Genomic DNA, 21,247 nt, shown 5'->3' on the forward strand with positions numbered 1-21,247 from the left:
ATTACAGGTAACGATTGGGAATTTGCAAAAAATAAAAAAGATTGAATTCGCATCGCGATTAGACGGAGGAGTTAGACGATGAAATGCCCGTATTGCGACTATGCTGGGACGAAAGTGCTCGATTCCAGACCCGCTAACGAAAATAAATCGATACGCCGCCGCCGTGAATGCGAGAAATGCACGCGGCGGTTCACCACGTTCGAGATGGTCGAGGAAACTCCGCTGATCGTCATCAAGAAAGACGGAAGCCGGGAAGAATTCAGCCGCGACAAGATCTTGCGCGGATTGATCCGTGCTTGCGAGAAGCGGCCGGTATCGGTCGATCAGCTCGAGATTATCGTGTCCGAAGCGGAGAAAGAATTGCGGACGACCGCTCAAGCGGAAGTGGAGAGCCGCGAAATCGGCGAGCTCGTCATGTCCCAGCTGTATCCCGTAGACGAAGTGGCCTACGTCCGATTCGCATCGGTATATCGTCAATTCAAGGACATCGACATGTTCATGAAAGAACTGAACAGCTTGCTGTCGAAGGATACGTTGTCTTGATTTCAATCCCCCATGACCTGTTTCGCTGCATGCATTCATGCGGCGGGCAGGTTTTTTTGCATGGGCTGACAGCGGGGGTGGTTGCGGTGTCTTCAATAGTTGTCATGAATACAGCGATTTGCGCACGACTCTTTAAACCTTCGCCGATAGCGATTACAATAGGTACGTTCTGTTCATTCTTGTCGAATCAACCATTTCATCTAGGGAAAGGCTGGCCGTATTCATGAAAATTACCCGTTGCGAATCAAATCCGATCGTCACGCCGGGCTTGTACGATTGGCGCAAAGCGACCGTGTTCAATCCCGCCGTCATTATCGAGAACGATAAATTCTATATGATCGAGCGTACCGCAGGCAGTTTGGATCCGTTCCAGTGCTTCTTCGGCCTGCTGGAGAGCGAGGACGGCGTTAACTTTCGTCACGTGCTGGACAAGCCGGTTATCCATCCCGAGCAGTTTGGATTCCCGTACGGCAGCATCCAGGACCCGCGCGTCGTGAAGATCGACGATACGTTCTATATGAATTATGCGCTGCGTCCTTGCTCCATGAGCTATTATCCGACAGGGGTCGGCATTCCGAACAATGCCAAGCCGGAGTACCCGAACGGCTGGGGCAAGCCGGAAGACTGGCTCACGCGCTCGTCCATCGCAACATCCAAAGATCTCATCAACTGGGAGTTCCTCTGCGACACGACGCCTCTTGAGATTAACGACCGCGACAACATTCTGTTCCCGGAGAAAATCGGCGGCAGATATGCGCTGCTCCGCCGTCCGGAAGAATACATCGGCGAAGCATACGGCACCGAGAAGCCGGCCATGTGGATTTCGTATTCGGACAACCTGATCGATTGGGACGCTCCGATCCTGCTCGCCGTGCCTGAGGCGGATTGGGAATACAAGAAGATCGGAGGCTCGACGCCGCCGATCAAGACGGATAAAGGCTGGCTGACGCTGTATCACGGCGTGGGCGAGGATCATGTCTACCGCGTCGGGGCCATGCTGCTGGATCTGGAGCATCCCGAGAAGATCGTCGCGCGTGCGCCGGGATTCATCATGGAGCCGGAAACGTACTACGAGAAATTCGGCCTGTTCATTCCCAATGTCGTCTTCCCGACGGCCAACGTGGTGAAAGACGGCTTGCTGTACATCTACTATGGCTGCACCGATACGGCGATCTGTCTCGCGACGGTTCCGCTGGACGAGCTGGTGGACTACATTATTGCGGAAAGCGAAGGCAAGTAATTCGATTGAATACGTGATGGTCCTATTAGCGTAAAGTGGAGGGCTGACGTATGGAATTCCATACGAATTTCGTACGGCAGTCCCTCTGAATATTTTTTTAAAATTTTGTGGGAAAGGCTTGTGCAAGTTAGCGTTAGCATGATATACTCTTTCTTGTCGTCACCTTTCAAAAACGTGACTCATGAAGAATTAAATACCAGTATCTTGCACGGGGAATTAGCTCAGCTGGGAGAGCGCGTCGCTGGCAGCGACGAGGTCAGGGGTTCGAGCCCCCTATTCTCCACCATACCTTACACATGAACGGCAGAGATGCCGTTTTTTTATTTTTTTATATGAGCGTTCATACATCGCGAAAGGCTGCCATTACTAGAGAAACAAGACTTCGGAGGGTTATGCATTGAAGATTAAGAAGAAGTACGAATACATTACGTTTACCTTGTTGATGGCGCTTGGGATGTCTTGCATTATTTCGTTTTTTACGAGCCTGTTTCATATTGGATTCGATGTCTCTTTCACTGGTAAGTGGCTTGCCGCGTGGCGGAATTCGTTTCTGATTGCGTTTCCCGCGGCTTATTTCTTGCCGAAAGGGATAAGGAAATTGTTGTTGAAGGTGAAGTTTGTTTGAGTACTTCCCCTAGGTTCCATAGGAAACAAACGTAACGTCACCCTATTGAATGGTGACGTTTTTTGGTATGGACTCTCCAGAACGGGTCAACGAGTTCGAGCGAGCTGAATCCTTCAGGATCAGAATACTAAAGGACATCACCATCGATTTGGCCGATTGACACGTTCTTGCTACTTGGATAATAATTAGTGAATTGAATGGACATAAGATGGTGATAAAGCGATGAAGAAACTGAGTATTTCTTCGAAAAAGCAAGTCGTATTGATCATGATGATCTTTGTCGTACCTCTCGTGCTGCTGTTAACCGTTTATAATTTGTACGTCGTCAACGTCTTGAATAACAAGATCGAACAAACGAATCGTAATGCAATCATGTTGTATCAAAACGCGTTCGAAAAAAATTTAAGAAATGCCGACTTGTATATGTCGAACTTAGTGTCGAACGATTACAGCTTCATGAAATTGATGTTTAAACAGGATCCGATCGATTTGCAATTCTATGCGCAAGACATGATGAATAAATACAATGGCTATTTTCAAACGAACGAAATCGTCGGGGGCATGTTCGTTTATTCGAAAACGAACAACCTCTTCTATAAAACGTATAGCCAGAACTATAGCCATGACATCCGCCAAGGTGCCGAAAGCTATTTGAAATCGGTTTTTCAAACGAAAGAAAACTATCGGTCGAAAGGCTGGTTCCCTCATGAAATCGACGGGAAATTTTATTTGTTTCGCATCTTGGAAGCGAAAGAGACGTATTCGATTTGCATGATCGATTTTGAAAACGTAATCGTGCCTCAAAGCTTCAGCCAAAACAAAGACAATGGTTTTTTCGTATTCGCTAATCAAGAGGGGGTTCCGCTCACTTCCGTCGACGAGATCAAGGACAAGGGAATTGCAATTCGGAAGCATGACGAGTCTCATTACATTTCCGGCAATGCCCAACGTTACTTCGTCGTTCAGAACTATTCGGCTTCCGTCCAGCTGAACTATATCTATATCATGCCGTATCGAGGGTTTCTGTTTTACTTGGACACGATTCAAATTGTTTTCTTGATCGGTTCCGTGTTTATCGTATTGCTGATGTTTATCTCGTTCCTGTTGTTGGAGCGTTCTTATTTCATACCGTTAAAGCGAATGATGGTCACGATGAAGCAAATCAAAAACGGCCATTTGGACGCAACGATGAAGACGGGCTCAAGGGTGAAAGAATTTAGGCAAATGAGCCATACGTTTAATGAAATGATGACGGAAATCAAAGATTTGAAGATCGAAAGCTACGAGAAAGAGATGCAGAAGCAGCAGGCTGAGCTTCAGTTTTTGCAGATCCAAATCAAACCTCATTTTTACTTGAACGTGCTTAAGAATCTGTTCGGAATCGCGGAGCAGAAGAAATACGATCAAATTCAGGAGATGATTCTCCTGTTGTCGCGGCATCTAAGATACATGTTTCAAGAGAATGATTCCTTGGTTTCGCTTGAGAATGAAATATCGAACGTTCAGAACTATATGGCATTGCAACAAATGAGCGCTTCTCATGAGTTGATTTGCAAAGTGAACATGGACGAGCGTTTAAACGATTTCCCGATTTTGCCGATTTCGATCTTAACGTTCGTCGAGAATTCCATTAAACATGCCGTCTCGATCCATAAACAACTGATCGTTTCGATCAAAGCCAGCCTGCTTGAAAACGAAGACGATCAATGGGTGAATATTACGATCATGGATAACGGAGCCGGATTCTCGGACGACATGCTGGCGTTGCTGAATGCTTCGAATCCGAACGCCTTGAAAGACCATGTCGGCATTCTGAACGTAATCAGGAGATGCAATGTGGTTTATCAAAATAAATGCACCTTTTTATTTAGTACGTCGGGCGGTGCGTGCATCGATATTTTTATTCCGTATCGTTCAGATGACGAGAAAGGGAGAGCTAATACGTGAACGTACTCATCGTAGACGATCAAACGCAAGTAGTGAACGGATTGTTCTTCGGCATTGATTGGGCGAAAATCGGCGTGAAGGATGTGCTGAAAGCTTATAATGCTTTCGAAGCGAGAGAAATGCTTAGAAGTCGCCCTATCGACATCATGCTCTGCGATATCGAGATGCCAGCCGAAACCGGCTTAGATCTATACCAGTGGTCGCGCGATCAGGAAATCGATATCGAATGTATTTTTTTAACGGCACATGCCGATTTTGCGTATGCGAAAACAGCGATGCAGCTTGGAGGCTTCGATTATATACTCCAGCCCGCGAGATACGAAACGATCGAACATACGATCCAGAACGCGATTCGCAAAATCAAGCAGAAAAACGAAACGAAGAAATTTTATGCGTACGGAAAAATGTTTCATCAGAGCAAAGAAATCCTGCTCGATAATATTGTGAAAGATTGGATATTCCGAAGAAACAAAGATTCGGCGCGCTTCGTCAATGATCTAAACCAAATTCAAATTTCGCTGAGTAAGAACGACCAAATGTATCTCGTCACGCTCGATGTCTTTCATTTGAAAGCATCGATGCATTCCTGGCGGGGCGGCATGCTGAAATTTTCAATCGGGAATATCGTGACGGAGCTGTTCGCTCGGTACGGCCAGCGCGTGCTGGTCGCCCAAATCGACGACGAACGATTTTTGTTCTTCGTGTATGCGTCCGGCGGGCAGATTATCGATCAAGAAGGCGTTCTGCGGCAGTTGAATAAATTGATCGAAGTGTATCACGCCTATTACGGCTGCGACATTGCTTGCTATACCGGTGATGCGATTACCGTCATGGAAACGCAAGGCCGAGCGGCGCTGCTGCTTGACATGATGCAAAACAATGTTTCGTTCGCGAGCAAAGTGTTTCATTTGAAGGATCGAACCGAAGATCAAGCCGTTTCTTATCCGATTCCAAACATGAGAATGTGGAGCAAGCTGCTCGAGCAAGGCGATACGGAAGTCGTTCGCGATCAAGCCTGCGATGTATTGGATCATCTGGCAATGGACGGGAAGATCGACGCGGGATTTCTAAAGCGGTTCTATCAGCAGTTTATGCAGATCCTGTATACGACCGCGGAAACGATGGACATTTCGCTTGAACGGATTTTTCGAGACGAGCACAGTCTCGAGAAAGGGTTAAGCTCGTATGCCAACGTGGACGATATGAAAGAATTGATTGCGTATACGACCGAGTTTTTCAAGCGGTTTCCAGGCTCCAAAGAAGAAATGAGAAATCAAATCGACGTCATTATCCAGTACATTCGCGATCATATCGACCAAGATATAAGGCGCACGGATATCGCCAAGGAAGTTTATTTGAATCCGAACTATCTGTCTCGATTGTTCAAATCCGAAACGGGAATGCCGCTTAAAGAATTTATCGTGATGGAGAAGATGAAGCTGGCGCAAGCGATGTTGAAATCGACCAAGCTGCCGATCAGCATCATCGCGATGAAGGTCGGATACGCGAACTTCTCTCACTTCTCCCAGGTGTACAAGAAGACATGGAACGTCACGCCTGCCGAAGATCGCGGATAAGGGGAAACGTTAACGAATACCCTCCTGCATGCTCGCGAGCATGCAGGAGGGTATTCGCTTTGAATGGAACAAGTTACAAATCGAACATTGTCAGGATACATTTCTGACAATGGGTCCGGAGGCCTGCCAAGGACAGGATTAAAAGTGATAATAACCGTAACAAGTTCGGTAGAGGGTTAACCCTGCTTACGGCTAAGATGAAGAAGGCCTAATAACTCTAACCAGTTTCGAAGGGAGTCTACACAGAAATGAAACAGACAAAGAAGTTGGCTTTACTCTCGGTATTAACGTTGGCATCGGCATTGTTTACCGCTTGCGGGAATAACAACAATCAGCCAAGCGAAGGCGCCGAGTCGGGCAAAGGCAACCAGCCGTCCCAAAGCGCGGCCGCGGAGAAGCCGTATACGGTCGATCTCATGATGGTCGGCGATGGCAAAGAAGAAGATATCAAAGCCGTCGAAGAGGCAATCGACAAAATCGCTGAACCTCTGATCAACGTGGACGTCAACATTACGAGAGTCGGCTTCGGTTCTTTCCAGCAGCAGGCCAACCTGGCCATGCAGTCCGGCGAGAAGATGGATCTGTTCGTCACGTTCGCCCTGGATATCAATACGCTCGCGAACAGCGGACAAATTTTACCGATGACGAAATTGCTGGAAGATCACGGAAAAGATATTTTGAGCAAGCTCAGCGAAGGGGATAAGCGCGCCGTATCGATCAATAACGAGATTTACGCCATCCCGACCGCCAAGGAAAAAGCGACGAATTACGGCTTTATCATGCGGAAAGACATTGCGGACGAAATCGGTCTGAAGCCCGAGGAAGTGAAAACGTACGATCAGCTGGAAGCAGTCATGACCGAAGCGAAAAAACGGCATCCGGACATGTATCCCATCGGGCTTGATTTCACGAACGTGTATCGTCCGAACACGGAAGACAACTTGGGAACTGGCCCAGGGGTAATCGACGCTATGGGAGAAAGCACGAAAGTCGTCAACATGATCGATACGGACAGTTACAAAGACTTCGTGAACCATATGTACAAGTGGTCTAAGAGCGGCCTGGTCATGCCGGACGCGGCCAATAATTCCGAAAGCAGGGTCAGCTTGCTGAAAGCCAATAAAGTGATGGGCGGATTTAGCGGACTGAACCCGGGCAACGTCGACGATATCGCCAAACAAGTCGGCCAACCGTTCACGGTCATCGAACTGACGAAACCGTTCTCGATTACGGGCCACGTTGCCGGAATGGGCTGGTCGCTCGCGAGCGGCAGCGAAAATCCGGAGAAAGCGGTCGAGTTCTTGAACCTCGCGCATACGAATGCCGATATTTCGAACTTGCTCGTGTATGGCGTGAAAGATCGGAACTACGTGATGGTGGACGAAGCGAAAGGTATCATCGATTATCCGCAAGGCGTAGATTCGGGAACTACGGGCTGGATGTCTCTGCCTTGGGCAACGCCGAACGCCGCGATCTCCTATCTCTGGAAAGGCGATCCCGAAGACAAATGGGCCTATTTGGAGCAGTATAACAGTTCCGCGCATCAATCGCCGGCGAAAGGTTTCCGTTTCAATGCCGAAACCGTGGCGAATGAAATTACAATGGTAAGCAACGTTGACGCGAAATACGCTCTGGCTTTGGAAACAGGCACATTGGATCCTGCAAAGACGCTGCCTAAGTATTCGCAAGAGTTGAAGGCTGCCGGCGTCGACAAGATTATCGCAGAAAAACAAAAGCAGCTCGATGAATGGCTGGCTGCCAATAAATAAAATCTGATTGTATATCGGATGAAGATATGCGGAGGTTGCCTTGATATGCTAAAAAAAAAAGGCTAGTTAGAATCAAAAGGTTTATTCCGCTCTATTTGATGCTCATTCCGGGATGTATCTATATCTTGATCAATAATTACATCCCGATGAGCGGTTTAACGATCGCTTTCAAAAAGATTAACTATCGGATAGGGATTTGGGACAGTCCATGGGTCGGGTTCAAAAATTTCGAGTTTCTGTTCAAAACGAGAGAGGCATGGACGATAACCCGAAATACGATTTTGTACAACGTGACTTTTATCGTCATAGGAACCTTTATCGCGGTCGGCGTTGCCATGTTACTCAACACCGTTCGCCAAAACGCGGCGAGAAAGACGTATCAGACGCTCATTCTGCTGCCCCATCTCATTTCGATCGTCGTCGTGAGCTATCTGGTTTACGGATTTCTGAGCTCGGAATCGGGATTCGTTAACAACAGCATATTGGAGAAGCTCGGGCTCCATCCGATTTCCTGGTATTCGACGTCGAAATATTGGCCTTATATCATCGTGATCGTTAGCATTTGGAAGTCCTTCGGTTACAGCTGCATCATTTATTACGCGACGCTGGTCGGCATCGATAAGTCCTACTATGAAGCTGCGGTCATCGACGGGGCGAACAAATGGAAGCAGATGAAGCATATTACGCTTCCTGGACTCAAGTCCATCATCATTATTCTAACGCTGATGAGCATCAGCAAAATCTTCTATTCGGATTTCGGTTTATTCTACCAGGTTCCGATGAACAGCGGGGCTTTGATAGACGCTACGAACACCATCGATACCTACGTGTATCGGGGACTAACGAAATTGAACAACGTGGGAATGGCATCTGCAGCCGGATTCTATCAATCCATCGTCGGATTCGTTCTTGTTATCGCAGCGAATTATATGGTCAAAAAAATAGATAAAGATAGCGCCTTGTTTTAGCGGAATGGAGTGAATCGGATTTGGTCGACAACAATAAAGGTTTTCAGTTATTCGCGCATTTCATGATGATTCTGCTGGCGCTGTTTTGCATGATTCCTTTCGCGCTTCTCATTGTCTCGTCCATTACGGACGAAAAGACGCTCATCCATAACGGCTATTCGTTTATCCCTTCGGCGCTTGATTTTACGGCGTATAAGTTTCTGTTAAGCGATTCGAATTCGATCGTAAAAGCCTACGGGATCACCTTGCTCGTGACGGCAATCGGTACGGCAGCGAATATCGTGCTAACGACCTTGATGGCCTATCCGCTATCGAGAAAAGATCTGCCCGGAAGAAACGTTTTCTCGTTCTTTATTTTCTTTACGATGTTATTCAGCGGAGGCCTGGTGCCGTCGTATATCATGTGGACGCAATATTTCGACATTAAGAATACGATATGGGCATTGATCGTTCCGGGAATGCTGCTTACGGCATTCAACATCATTATGATGCGTACCTATTTCACGACCAACATTCCCGAAGCCGTCGTAGAAGCCGCCAAGATTGACGGGGCAAGCGAGTCGGGAACGCTAATGAAGGTCATCCTTCCCATGTCCATGCCGATCATGGCGACCTTGGGCTTGCTCGTGGGATTATCCTATTGGAACGATTGGCTGAACGGACTCTATTATATTACGGATGCCGATTTGTTCAGCATTCAGGTGCTCTTGAATAAAATGCTGCTGGACGTTCAATTCCTCATGAGCAGCGCCTCCTCCGGCATGGGCAGCGGCTTGTCCGCGACGCTTCCTTCCACGGCGATCAAAATGGCCGTTGCCGTATTGGGCTGCTTGCCGGTTATGGTCATTTATCCTTTCTTTCAGAGGTTCTTTGTCAAAGGGATTACCGTGGGGGCGGTTAAAGGATAAGGATGTAATCAAGTGAATACCTTAAAAAAGAACGGCAGAGATGCCGTTCTTTTTTTATGGGCATTTTCTCCCGTTTCCTCCCGCGGATTGCTGTCTCCTGCGACCATAGACCCTATTTGCGCTCAGCAATATGCAACCTCGGACTTAAGGCCTTTACTTTAAATTCATACAATACTTGCACGAAATTTACACGATCAAGAGCCTGCTCTAACAATACAACGATATGATACAAGCTGTGATGTTTAGAAAGGGAGTATGGTGTTGAAAACGGTCGATTTTGACCGGCGATTTTGTGGATGAGAAAGGATGGACTGATTTGAATAAACGACTGAGCATAACACTATTCGTCATTATATTCGCCGTGGCGGCGATAATCACGGGTTTCATAGCTGGAAACAAGAAGAAAGACGCCGGAACGATCTTGTATCCTGTGCAAGTCGAAGGTAAATGGGGCTATGTGAATAATAAGGGGAAAATTGTAATAAAACCGACTTATGCCTGGGCCGATGACTTTCATGAAGGCGTCGCCGTCGTAGAGCTGGCGGGTCATTCAGATGGCAGAATAGAGGCAATGGGCGATGAAGACGTAAAATACGGTGCCATCGATACGACCGGGAAAATGGTAGTGAAGCCGGATTATTCATTCATAACCAAGTATAACGAAGGTGTAGCCGGTGCGATCATTGTCGATGAGGTAACGTATGATCTCCAATACTTCATTCTGGATAATAAGGGCAAGATTCTATACACGTTACCGTCCGACATGCAGATCGATTCGATGCTGTTCAACGGAACGGGGACGCCGACGCAAAGCGAAGGTCTGATTCTAGTCCAGGACGATAAAACCGAGAAGTACGGGTATATTGATCGTTATGGGAAATTCGTCCTCCCCTATCAATATTTCGAAGCGAATAGTTTTTCAGAAGGCTTAGCGCTAGTGAAGAACGATAAGAACCAGTACCAATATGTTGACAAAACAGGAAAAGTAATCATTGATGCTAGTAAATATAGTTCCGGCAAAAACTTCTCGGAAGGTTTGGCAGCCGTAGCCGTGCAGGATAAGGAAACGTCCACCGTTAAATTCGGCTATATCGATAAACAAGGCCATATGAAGATAAAGCCTCAATTTGCAAAGGCGTATGCTTTTTCAGAAGGACTTGCAAAGGTTTGCGCAGGCGACAGCATCAACGATTATTCAATCGGATACATAGATGAATCCGGTGCATATAAAGTTGCTCCCAGTTTAAAGGATCACTATGATGAGACCTTGTTTTCAGAAGGCTTGGCTCCCATTGCCGACGGGGCTGGCGGGTATGTGAATAAGAACGGGCAACTCATCATTCATCCGGTTATTCCGAAAGATGATGACAATTATATTAAGCACAGCATGGCCGGAGAATTTAGAAACGGCATTGCGAAGGTAACCCTATCCGATGGCAGGATCGGTTATATCGATACAACCGGAACATATATCTGGGACCCTAGGAATTAATAGCGGTTGAAGTTAGATGCGACCTGGAGAGAAACCAGTATAGCAGCATAGAAGCACGTAGCTGCGCTACTTCATGTTTGTAAGAATAGGAGCACGAATGAAATCATCGGGGAGGCAGTGAGATAAAGTGGAGGTGATCTCGCCCATCTAGCTGGCTCTTTAGATCCTTTCATTTCATGCGAATATTTTGCAATAAATAATTTGTACAAGGAGCGAGGTCATGAAAGTATTCAAAAAAGCGTTGTGGACGATAGGCCTGTCAGGTTTATTGTTAGTGAACAGCATCGTCCCGACGTTTACGGCAACGACGGCATTCGCTGCAACGGCGGTCAACGACACTATCAATCCGCCGCAGGCCATTGCAGGTAAAGCTGACATCACGAGCTGGAATTTAGGCGCTTTGCCGTCAACTGCGAATACTACCGGGGATATGAGCGCCACAAGCGGTTATTACAATGATGCTTCGACGTTGTTGCAGTTGTACCAAGGCGCTTCGCCATTGAAAGTAACAGCAGGCTATTCTTATTCTACCAGCTCGTTAAAAAACACAGGTTTTAGTAATCCGAGTTATTGGATGGTTAAAACATCGACAAAAGGATTTACCGGCCTCGTACTTAATTTTATGATGTATTCCGCAGCAACCGGTCCGAGAGATTTTAATACGGAGTGGAGTACGGATGGCAGCGCATGGAATAGCTTCGGGAATTTGAATACGACGGGTTATTCAGTGAAAAATCAAAATGCGACACCGGTAAATTACGGAATGGCGTTACCGGCATCCGCCGAAAATCAAGACTCGCTCTACATCAGATTCGTTAAAAGCTCCGAGTACCAAACCAGTGGAACAAATGGCGGTGTTGTCGGTAATAATATCAACAATATTCAGCTTTACGGTACAAAGGATGCGGCATCTACAACGCCAACGGTTACCGCAACGCCTGACGCAGCGAACGGCATTTTAGACGTTACGCCTATTACGTTAACTAATTCGGATCCAAACGCGCAAATTTATTACACGACTGACGGTACGGCGCCTGCAACGACGGTGAGCGGCAGCACGAAGTTATATACTGCGCCGATCACGGCTCTTTCCGAAGGCGGATTTGCAGGAACAAGCCCGTTCGTCGTGAAGGCCGTAGCGAAATCGCCGACGCTTATTTCGTCCGACGTCGTTACCTTATCCTTCAATCAGCAGACGATCACATCGAATGCTGATGCGAAACAGCTTGCTGACAAAACTGATGTCTGGGTAAAAGGAATCGGTACGTACTTGAACGGAAATACGACCTTATACATCCAAGACGGCATGAAGGCCGGCAGCGGGATCACGATTTTTAAATCCGGCGCAGACTTCTCATCCTATGTGGGGCAAGAAATCTATGTCCACGGGAAAACGTCGCTGTATAACGGTTTGATGGAGATTGCTCCAGATGCTGTGGACGCGGCGCATATCGTTGTGCGCAACGCTGCTCCGACTCCCGTGACGCCGACCAAAATCATGTTCAGTCAGCTTGCTGACAGAACCTATGAGGGCATGCTGGTCGCTTTCGACACGGTAAAACTCGACGCGATCGCCGGTACGGGAACGAGCTATTATAATCACACCGTCAGCCAGGCAGGCGTAACGGCTACATTGCGTACCAAAGGTATCTCGCTTGCAGCCGATACTTACGTGGACATCACAAAATCCGTCCCGATTTATAACAACAGCGTACAGGTATTTTCCTCGAATACGGCTGATCTCGTTGTTGCTTCAGCACCGACGGTTGAGTTCGTAACCGCTAGCGAAGCTTCCGGAAAGGCAGTGCCGCTTCATTCCAAGGTGACGCTTGCCACTGCTACAGCAGGCGCGACAATCACGTATAGCTTAAATGGAGCTGCTTCTGTAACGAGTGCAGCAAATTCAGTTGATGTTACAGTGGATGCCTTCCAAAACGGAACGGCTACAATTGTAGTAACGGCTTCGGACGGTACCTATACAACTGCGACTCAAACCTTTGTATACACGCAAAGCAAGGTCGCGAACGTAGTCGTAAGTCCGGGAAGCTCTGCAATTACGGCCGCAACGCCGCTTACATTTACATCAACTACGGCAGGTGCTGCAATCACTTATTCGCTTTATAAAAATTCCTATTCTTCCACGGACGGTTCGCTGGTGGGTACGGCCGATCAATCCTATACGGGTCCGATCACATTGGATGCATCTTACTTCCCGGTAAGAATCGTTGCAAAAGCAACGCTTGCAAATAATGTGGATAGCGATCCTATAACCTACACCTATACGGCCAAGAAAGCTACCGGCGGGGAAAAGAACTATTACGGATCCCTTCACTCGCATACGGTTAACTCGGACGGTCTGGGAACGTTGGCGGAGGCGTACGCTTATGCCAGAGATCAGGGCAAATTCGATTTCTTCATCGTAACCGACCACTCGAACTCTTTTGATACATCAACTTACGACGTCACCAAGGATCAAAACATCAATGATTACAACAAAACCAACGCCAAATGGCTGGACGGCAAAAAGGCGGCGGCGGACGCAGCCACTCCGAATTTCGTGACCGATTACGGTTATGAGATGACATGGTCCGGCGGACCCGGACACATGAATACGTTTAACACAACCGGTTTCGTCAGCCGCAACAATGCAACGTTAAACAACAAAACCAATGATGGCGGCCTTCAAACCTATTATCAAATGCTTGAGGGCACGCCGGGCTCCATTTCGCAGTTGAATCATCCCGGAGCGACATTCGGCAACTTTGCGGATTTTGGTTATCACGAGAACGCGATCGACGACAAAGTTACGCTAGTTGAAGCCGGCAACGGCGAAGGCGCCATCGGCTCCGGCGGATACTTCCGTTCTGTCGACCAATTTATTCTGGCCTTGGATAAAGGCTGGCACGTGGCCCCGACCAATAACGGCGATAATCACAAAAAAGGCTGGGGAACGTCGAATACCGCCGCGACGGTCGTTTACACGAACGATTTTACATTGAGCGGCATCTATACGGCGCTGCACGAACGTTCGGTATGGTCGACGGAGAACAGGGACTTGGATGTCACCTACCACCTGTCCGACGGCACGGATACCTACAGCATGGGCGCTATCTTGGATACTCCTCCCGCGACCGCGAACATCACGGTAACGGCGGCCAATAAGAACCCTGGCGTAGAAACGAGCAACATCGCATCCGTCAAGCTGATCAGCTACGGAGGCAAGATCGTAGATCAGAAGTCCTACCCTGTCGGAACCAGTAACGTGAATTACACCTATTCGATGACGGCGCCTGCTGCCGGTTATTACTTCGCGATCATCACGGACAACCAGGGCTTCGTAGCCGTTACCGCGCCGATCTGGCTCGGTTCAGCGCCGAAGGTCGGCATTACCTCGGTAGTCAACAGCGCGGTTATGCCTGTGACGACGGAAGCATTGAATTTAACGACAAACTTCTTCAATAGCGAAAGCGCGCCTGTCACGCTTAAGTCGGTTTCTTATACGGTAGACGGAGATTCCGCGGCCGACAAAACGTATACGCTCGGTACTAGCATCGCGCCTTCCGGCGTCGCTGCGAATGTATTCAGCTATACGCCGTCGACTCCAGGAACCAAAACCGTCACGATCAATGCCGTGATTACGGTGAACGGCGTCGATAAGACGTATACGACGACCAGCACGATGAAGGTCGTAGATATTAACGCCGTCTCTTATGTCGGGCTTGATGCCTCGCACGGCAACGAGTACGTCAGCGGAGGAAGCTATCCGAATACGATGGCCAATATGATGACGCTCGCGGGGGCTAACAGCGTGAGAGTCGTACAATTGAACACGTCGGCGGAATTAATCGCCGCAACGAGCAATCCGAAATACAAAATGATCATCCTGAATGCGCCGTCAAGAAAAAGCGTTCCCGCATGGACGACTCCGGCGAATTACACGGCGGAAGAAACCGCGGCGTTGAAAGCATTCTCGGAAAACGGCAACACGCTAGTCTTCGGAAATATCGCGGACTATGCGGAATCTGCCAACGCGGATCCGGCTTCGCCGAAGAAACATATGTCCGAGCTGCAGAACGACGTCCTGGCAGCCATCGGCTCGACGCTGCGCGAAGGCGACGATGAGGTAATGGACGACGTTACGAACGGAGGCCAAGCCTACCGGTTGTATCCGACAGAGTTCAATATGGCGAATCCGTTGCTGCAGGGCGTCGTCGACGGACAAACCTACAGCCAATACTCAGGTTCTACCATCTATGCCGTAGACCCGGTGACCGGCGAGAGAACCTCCACGCTGCCGGCCACGGTCAGCCCGCTTGTGTTCGGTTTCCCGACCACGTATTCGGCTGAAACCGATAATGACAACTTTGGATATGGATCGACGAAGAGTACGTTCCCATACGTGCTCGCCGGAACGAATAATTCGGATAAGGGACTCAATAACGCACAAGGGCTTTATATTCCGAAATATGTGAATCCAAACAGCGAGGTTGCAACGAACCCAGAAGAAAAACTGCTGGCGGCATCCGAAACGGTCACGCATGCGAACGGCACGACTTCGCTTGTCGTCGTTGCCGGCGGATCCTTCATGAGTAACTTCGAAATTTCGATCACGCAAGAGAATACCGCGACATTGCCGTACGTCAATTACAATTTAATGGACAATCTTTATAAAACGGCTAATCCGCAGACGATCACAAGCATCGCCGATGCGAAGAATCTGCCGGATGGAACGGATGTTACCATTGAAGCAACGGCGACGAGCGAGGTAAATACGCAAAGCGCGAATCCGGATGCAAACAAAGGCTTCTTCGACTCCATCTATGCGCAGGACGCATCGGGCGGCATCAATCTGTTCCCGGTTGCCTCAGGCATTCAGGAAGGACAAAAAGCAAGATTCACCGGTAAGATTACGCATTATCAAGGCGAAGTCGAATTGACCGTCAGCAAAATCACGGTTTTGGATCCAAGCATCCATAAACTCGCGCCTACGACGCTCACGACATCGGCTTCCATGTCATCCGCTAATACGGGACTATTGGTGAAAACCGAAGGTGTCGTGTCCGATATTTACAAAGATACAGACGGAACAATCAATCAATTTACGATCGATGACGGCTCCGGACCTGCGATCGTATTCATTAACGGCTACATCACAAGCGGGACAACGCTTCCGTTCGTTACAGACGGGGCAACAGTTTCCGTAGCCGGCTTGGCATCGATCGGCGAGGTTGTCAGCGATTCGGACATGCATCCGAGAATCCGGGTCAGAGACCGATCCGAGATCGTGAATGGCACAGCAAGCAATACGCCGGATGTACTCGACTTGCAATTGGCCCAATTCTACGCAAGCACCGGCAATTGGTATAATGCGGTCTACTACTACGAGCTGGCCATCAGCGGCGGAGACACCGGTCTTGATTCCGAGATGGGCGCAGCAGCGCAGCAGCTTCAACTGCAAGCCAAGAACCATATGGGAGCAGGGGAGTTCTCGCAGGCGTATGCGGACTATCAGCTTTTGTCCGCGAGTTCGGCCGTTCCTTCAGCCGTTCAAACCGATGCGACGCAAAGTCTCAGCACCAGCCCGAATATGGGCGAGGCTTGGTTCTACTACAATCAGAATAATCTCTACAACGCCGTGTACTACTTGAACGAAGAAGCGGTTAGCGGGAACGCTAGTACTGGTTGCGTCGCCTTGCTGGAATTTGTCGCAACGAAACTGCAAGAGAAGGCGCAAAGCGAGACGAAGCTAGGCGACTTTAGCGGCGCCTATATGGATTATCAATTGCTCGCTGCCAGCGCCGGCATTCCGGCAAGCATCAAGCAAGATTCGGCAAACAGCGTGAGCACGAGCGAAAACCTTGGCCAAGCTTGGTACTATCTTGACCAAAGAAATTGGTATAATGCCGTGTATTATTTGGCGCTCGAGTTACAGGCGAACGCTAGCACAGGCGTATCCGCGATGATGGAATACGCAGCAACGCAGCTGCAACAGCAAGCACAAAGCGCAACGGCATCCCAAGGTTCGTTTACCGAGTCTTATGGCGCTTACGATCTGCTGGCAAATACGGCAAATGTTCCTGCAAGCATCAAACTAGATGCCGGCAAGAGTATCGACGTTAGCGACAGCGACTACGGAAACGCGCTTTGGTATTTGAATCAATCGGATTACGCCAATGCCAAGTACTATCTGCAGCAAGTTGCGGCAAAAGGTAATGACAGTACTGGTGTCAATGCACTGATCACGTACGTGGACGGCAAATAAGTTACGTTTACAACAGGTCTCTCCGGGCTGAGGGAAGGAGCCGCCATGTGCAGCGACTTTCCTCGGCCAAGAGAGAGCTTACTAGAAGGACTAAGGAAGGCTGGGAAATTGATGCATTCAGAAGAAATGACTGCCAGAAGAACACTCAAAACAGGCAAAGGCTTCTTAGCCGTGATGTCGATCGTATTGTCCATGTTTGTATTTGCTTTCTTCGGGTGGAATCAAACGGAAGTCGAAGCTAGCGGAACCGTGCAAACGACGAAAGATAACGTTATTGTTACGGGGAATGTCAAGAACAGTAAAGGCCAGCCGATCGCGAATGTACTCGTCAAAATCCTCGTGCAATCCTACGTCCTGGACAAAAAAACAAACAAGCACGTTTACGTATGGGTAACGGCAGGCAAGGCTTTAACGGACAGCAAAGGCCAGTACGGCGCCCATGTACAGAGACCGGCTACCGGTTTGATGAAGGCGGAATGGGTACGCAAGGGAACGACGAATCCCGTGCTCGTCAAAACATTCAACATTAAGAAGAGCAGCAGCAAATTCGCTTTCGATTTAAAAACGACCAACTCCTTCAATCCGCTTGCGACCATTGGATTTAGTTACTAACGAAAGGCGGAAGCACATTGTCTTTTAACGCGGATATTTTCTTTGTTTTCTTCGGCTTGCTGTCTTTGTACTATTTGATCATGTATTTACTATCGTTCAAAAAGTTCAACACGCCGGCATCCGATCATAACGAGCTTGGATTTGTATTATTCGTACCGGCTCTGAACGAGGCCAAAGTCATTGGCGATACATGCGCGCAGTTGAACACGCTTCATGCGCGTTTGCATGTCGTGGTAATAAACGACGGTTCCGACGATGGTACCGGCAATGTGGTGCGGGGCTACGAAGGGGATCGTATTCACCTGTTCGAACGCAAGGCGCCAGAAGCCCGGCAAGGGAAAGGCATGGCCCTTAATATGGCCTACGCATGGGCGCAAACGCAATTCAAAACGTGGTTCCCGGATTTGCGCGACGATCAGATTATCGTCGGCGTAACGGATGCGGATGTCTTCTTGCATCAGAACGTCATCACCGAGGTTGCTTCGACCTTTCAATCGGCGTCTGACGTTGGAGCCGTGCAAGTTCCGGTATCGATTAAAGGCGCGAACGAAAATCTGTGGCTGCTCATGCAAGATATCGAATTCCAGGCCTTCTTCCTCTTTATTCAAAAAGCGCGCAATTGGATTTCTTCGGTCGCAATGGGAGGTAATGGGCAGTTCACCCGCTATAGCGCGATGAAAACTTTAGGTAACCGGCCGTGGACGCGTGCCTTGACCGAGGATATCGACTTGGGCTTGGCATTGACGGGCCAAGGCCATCGCATCTGCTTTACGGGCAAGACGCCTGTGGTCCAACATGGCTTAACCAGCTTCTATCGCCTATTGAAGCAGCGTTCGCGTTGGGTCCAAGGCCACTATCAAGTATGGAAACGGCTAGGATCGTTGTGGCGCAGCGAAAGCCGATTGATTACCAAAGTGGATTCCACGCTTTACTTGATGATGATCGTCATTCCTTTGGTACTTGCCGCGAACTATGCATTAGGCATTGCTTCCATGTTCGGTTGGGTCCGCGTCGACAGCGACTTGATGTTCTGGCTTCATGGCTTCGGCAGTTGGGTTCCGTCAACCGTTCAGATGGTTCTGGGATTCTCGATTCAACTCATCTTCTTACCGTCCTATACCCGGGTCACCAATATCAAGATTCCATGGTATGTTGCGCCTGGATTAATGGCTACCTTCTCCATTTACACGGCGGCCATATGGATTCTAGCGTCAGTTATCGCTTTCTACCGAATGGCAACGGGCAAATGGGGCTGGATCAAAACAGAGCGCGAGGCGATTTCGACAAGCAAGGTCTCCATATAGGAACATAAGGAAGATGCATTGGGAACATGCATAGGGAAGATGCATACAAATCTCGCTGAATGAGGAACGCTCGTTCAAGCGGGATTTTTTAATCGGCAGCCGCATATGCGGCTGTCTGCTTTATTGTGCAAGTTAAGGTGCATCGACTAAACTAAATAATAGCATTGGAGAACTAGGGGGGGATTCAGGATGGCGGTGAAGTTCAGCATTATCGGCGGAGCGGGCTTTCGGGCCCAATATTATTTGCGAATCGCCCAAGCATTGCCGGAACGGTTTCAAGTCAGCGGCATGATTGTAAGAGACGCGACTAAAGGAAGGGATATGGAAACGCAGTGGGGCGTTGCCACCTACCGGAGCCTTGAACAGCTGCTGGCCAAGGAAAAGCCGGATTTTGTCGTCGTTTCCGTAAGCTGGTCCGAATGCGCTGAATATTTGATCCGCTTGGCGGAGCTGGGGATTCCGGCGTTGTCCGAAACGCCGCCCGCGCCCGACCTGCGGGGGCTTGAGCTTCTATATGAGAAACTGACTCTGAATCATGCCAAGGTTCAAGTAGCGGAACAATACCCGTTCTATCCGCATCAGGAAGCACGACTGGCCCTCATTCGCTCGGGAAGATTGGGGAGAATCACGGAGACGACCGTCTCGATCTCGCATCTGTATCATGCCGTTAGCTTGATGAGAAAGATGCTGGGCGTTACCTTCGAAGAGGTCAACATACGGGCGATGCGGTTCGAGTCTCAATGGGTGAACGGTCCTACGCGCAGCGGTCCTCCGACGACGGATAACCGGATCCCGATGCAAAGAGATTTGGCTTGGCTGGATTTCGGCGATCGTCTGGGCATTTACGATTTCACCCAGAATCAGCACCGTTCGTGGGTCCGTTCGAATCACTTGTCCGTAAGAGGGGAGCGTGGAGAAATCTTCGATAATCGCATTCTGATTCAGCAGGAGGATTGCACGCCGCTGCAGTTGGAGCTGAAGCGCCTTAATCGAGGAGAGTTGGAAAATGCGGAGGGCTATTATCTGAAGGGCATTATTTGCGGGGAACGATGGGTCTATGAGAATCCGTTTGCTCCTGCCAGACTTTACGATGATGAAATCGCCATAGCGACTTGCTTGCAGAGAATGGCCGACTATACGTTTGGCGGTCCTAGCTTTTATAGTTTGGAAGAGGCTTCGCAGGATCATTACTTGGGTATGATGATCGAGAAAGCGATTGAAACGGGCGAAACGATCACGGCCGGGCGTCGGATTTGGGGGATGGGCTGAATAATTGACTTTCGCGTAACCTCTGCTCATAATCAAACATAGCGTAATCAACCCATTCAGGAAATATCATATACGAGAGGTAGATACTATGGAGCTCCGCAACAGAATTCTGGCAGCGGCCGAGCAAGTCATTCTAGTTAACGGTTTGTCCAAAACGACCACGAAAGAAATTGCCCGGATCGCCGGTTGTTCCGAAGGCTCGTTGTATAACCATTTTCAAAGCAAAGAAGATCTCTTCATGCAAGTGATGAAAGGGCATTTGCATGGTTTTCTTGAGGTGCTGTTCAAGTTGAACGGGCATCGTGGCACACGTACCGTGAGAGAAAATCTTGCGGAAGTGGCGCGCGGAGCGTTGGATTATTTTCTGCTGTCCATATTAATCACGGCATCCATGTTCACCGAACCCGGATTTCTGGCCCGCCATCGGGAAGGGTTTCAGGAGCGCAACGAGGGGCCGCACCGCGCGAACGAAATCGTAACGGCTTACGTTCGCGCCGAACAGAAGCTTGGAAGGGTGAATGCCCGCGTGAATCCCCGCAGCGTTGCGGATTTGCTGCTTGGCGGATGTTTTCAGCATGCGTTTCACTTGCAATTCCTGGGGAAAGAGGAGCCGGAAGAGGCTCGTGTTCAGTTCGTGGAGCAGCTCTTGATGACGCTTATGATAGGACTGGATGCTTGAACCAGTCCGAAATAAGCCCGGTGCGGCCTAGTACAAGGGCAGATGGAAAACG

The 21,247-nt window shown here is 48.9% G+C and carries 14 protein-coding genes and 1 tRNA gene; all 15 read left to right on the top strand.

What is annotated here, in order from left to right; translation table 11 throughout:
* Window positions 1-78: 78 nt before the first annotated feature.
* The 15 genes from nrdR to GZH47_RS26260 all read left to right on the top strand — a co-directional run bounded on the left by nrdR (window position 79) and on the right by GZH47_RS26260 (window position 21,195).
* On the top strand, window positions 79-543 hold the full coding sequence (gene nrdR / locus GZH47_RS26190) for a transcriptional regulator NrdR (RefSeq protein WP_162643941.1): 465 nt from the start codon (window positions 79-81) through the stop codon (window positions 541-543).
* A 223-nt stretch (window positions 544-766) separates the two neighbouring features.
* Window positions 767-1,783, top strand: a complete 1,017-nt coding sequence (locus GZH47_RS26195; protein WP_162643942.1) for a glycoside hydrolase family 130 protein — start codon at window positions 767-769, stop codon at window positions 1,781-1,783.
* Between the two features lie 210 nt (window positions 1,784-1,993).
* Window positions 1,994-2,069: transfer RNA gene (locus GZH47_RS26200), tRNA-Ala, on the top strand.
* Between the two features lie 156 nt (window positions 2,070-2,225).
* The gene (locus tag GZH47_RS26205; protein WP_225446587.1) at window positions 2,226-2,408 is read left to right on the top strand and encodes a DUF2798 domain-containing protein; all 183 of its coding nucleotides are present in this window, start codon (window positions 2,226-2,228) and stop codon (window positions 2,406-2,408) included.
* 222 nt (window positions 2,409-2,630) lie between these two features.
* The gene (locus tag GZH47_RS26210) at window positions 2,631-4,355 is read left to right on the top strand and encodes a sensor histidine kinase (protein WP_162643944.1); all 1,725 of its coding nucleotides are present in this window, start codon (window positions 2,631-2,633) and stop codon (window positions 4,353-4,355) included.
* Window positions 4,352-5,932: a response regulator transcription factor gene (locus GZH47_RS26215; protein ID WP_162643945.1), complete on the top strand. Its 1,581-nt coding sequence runs from the start codon at window positions 4,352-4,354 to the stop codon at window positions 5,930-5,932. The genes GZH47_RS26210 and GZH47_RS26215 overlap by 4 nt, the downstream gene beginning before the upstream one ends.
* Before the next feature lie 248 nt (window positions 5,933-6,180).
* On the top strand, window positions 6,181-7,701 hold the full coding sequence (locus GZH47_RS26220; RefSeq protein WP_162643946.1) for an ABC transporter substrate-binding protein: 1,521 nt from the start codon (window positions 6,181-6,183) through the stop codon (window positions 7,699-7,701).
* A 98-nt stretch (window positions 7,702-7,799) separates the two neighbouring features.
* Window positions 7,800-8,669, top strand: coding sequence for an ABC transporter permease (locus tag GZH47_RS26225; protein WP_162645443.1), 870 nt, complete (start codon window positions 7,800-7,802; stop codon window positions 8,667-8,669).
* A gap of 20 nt (window positions 8,670-8,689) precedes the next feature.
* Window positions 8,690-9,577, top strand: coding sequence for a carbohydrate ABC transporter permease (locus GZH47_RS26230; protein WP_192043544.1), 888 nt, complete (start codon window positions 8,690-8,692; stop codon window positions 9,575-9,577).
* Window positions 9,578-9,893: 316 nt separating this feature from the next.
* Window positions 9,894-11,069 (top strand): WG repeat-containing protein, encoded by a 1,176-nt coding sequence (locus tag GZH47_RS26235; protein WP_162643947.1) that lies wholly within the window; start codon window positions 9,894-9,896, stop codon window positions 11,067-11,069.
* A gap of 220 nt (window positions 11,070-11,289) precedes the next feature.
* Window positions 11,290-17,331, top strand: a complete 6,042-nt coding sequence (locus tag GZH47_RS26240; protein WP_162643948.1) for an FN3 associated domain-containing protein — start codon at window positions 11,290-11,292, stop codon at window positions 17,329-17,331.
* 111 nt (window positions 17,332-17,442) lie between these two features.
* A complete protein-coding gene (locus GZH47_RS26245) occupies window positions 17,443-17,943 on the top strand; it encodes a hypothetical protein (RefSeq protein WP_225446222.1) in 501 nt (166 codons plus the stop codon).
* Window positions 17,944-17,960: 17 nt separating this feature from the next.
* On the top strand, window positions 17,961-19,247 hold the full coding sequence (locus GZH47_RS26250; RefSeq protein WP_162643950.1) for a glycosyltransferase: 1,287 nt from the start codon (window positions 17,961-17,963) through the stop codon (window positions 19,245-19,247).
* A 189-nt stretch (window positions 19,248-19,436) separates the two neighbouring features.
* Window positions 19,437-20,516, top strand: coding sequence for a Gfo/Idh/MocA family protein (locus GZH47_RS26255; protein WP_162643951.1), 1,080 nt, complete (start codon window positions 19,437-19,439; stop codon window positions 20,514-20,516).
* 88 nt (window positions 20,517-20,604) lie between these two features.
* Window positions 20,605-21,195 (top strand): TetR/AcrR family transcriptional regulator, encoded by a 591-nt coding sequence (locus GZH47_RS26260; protein ID WP_162643952.1) that lies wholly within the window; start codon window positions 20,605-20,607, stop codon window positions 21,193-21,195.
* The last annotated feature ends 52 nt before the right edge of the window (window positions 21,196-21,247 follow it).

The sequence above is a fragment of the Paenibacillus rhizovicinus genome, assembly GCF_010365285.1.
Classification (GTDB): domain Bacteria; phylum Bacillota; class Bacilli; order Paenibacillales; family Paenibacillaceae; genus Paenibacillus_Z; species Paenibacillus_Z rhizovicinus.

Excerpts from the sequence above, each read along its gene's own strand:
- GZH47_RS26240 (WP_162643948.1), top strand. The coding sequence starts at position 11,290 with ATGAAAGTATTCAAAAAAGCGTTGTGGACGATAGGCCTGTCAGGTTTA.
- GZH47_RS26260 (WP_162643952.1), top strand. The coding sequence starts at position 20,605 with ATGGAGCTCCGCAACAGAATTCTGGCAGCGGCCGAGCAAGTCATTCTA.
- GZH47_RS26195 (WP_162643942.1), top strand. The coding sequence starts at position 767 with ATGAAAATTACCCGTTGCGAATCAAATCCGATCGTCACGCCGGGCTTG.
- nrdR (WP_162643941.1), top strand. The coding sequence starts at position 79 with ATGAAATGCCCGTATTGCGACTATGCTGGGACGAAAGTGCTCGATTCC.
- GZH47_RS26220 (WP_162643946.1), top strand. The coding sequence starts at position 6,181 with ATGAAACAGACAAAGAAGTTGGCTTTACTCTCGGTATTAACGTTGGCA.
- GZH47_RS26245 (WP_225446222.1), top strand. The coding sequence starts at position 17,443 with ATGCATTCAGAAGAAATGACTGCCAGAAGAACACTCAAAACAGGCAAA.
- GZH47_RS26225 (WP_162645443.1), top strand. The coding sequence starts at position 7,800 with ATGCTCATTCCGGGATGTATCTATATCTTGATCAATAATTACATCCCG.
- GZH47_RS26210 (WP_162643944.1), top strand. The coding sequence starts at position 2,631 with ATGAAGAAACTGAGTATTTCTTCGAAAAAGCAAGTCGTATTGATCATG.
- GZH47_RS26255 (WP_162643951.1), top strand. The coding sequence starts at position 19,437 with ATGGCGGTGAAGTTCAGCATTATCGGCGGAGCGGGCTTTCGGGCCCAA.
- GZH47_RS26205 (WP_225446587.1), top strand. The coding sequence starts at position 2,226 with ATGGCGCTTGGGATGTCTTGCATTATTTCGTTTTTTACGAGCCTGTTT.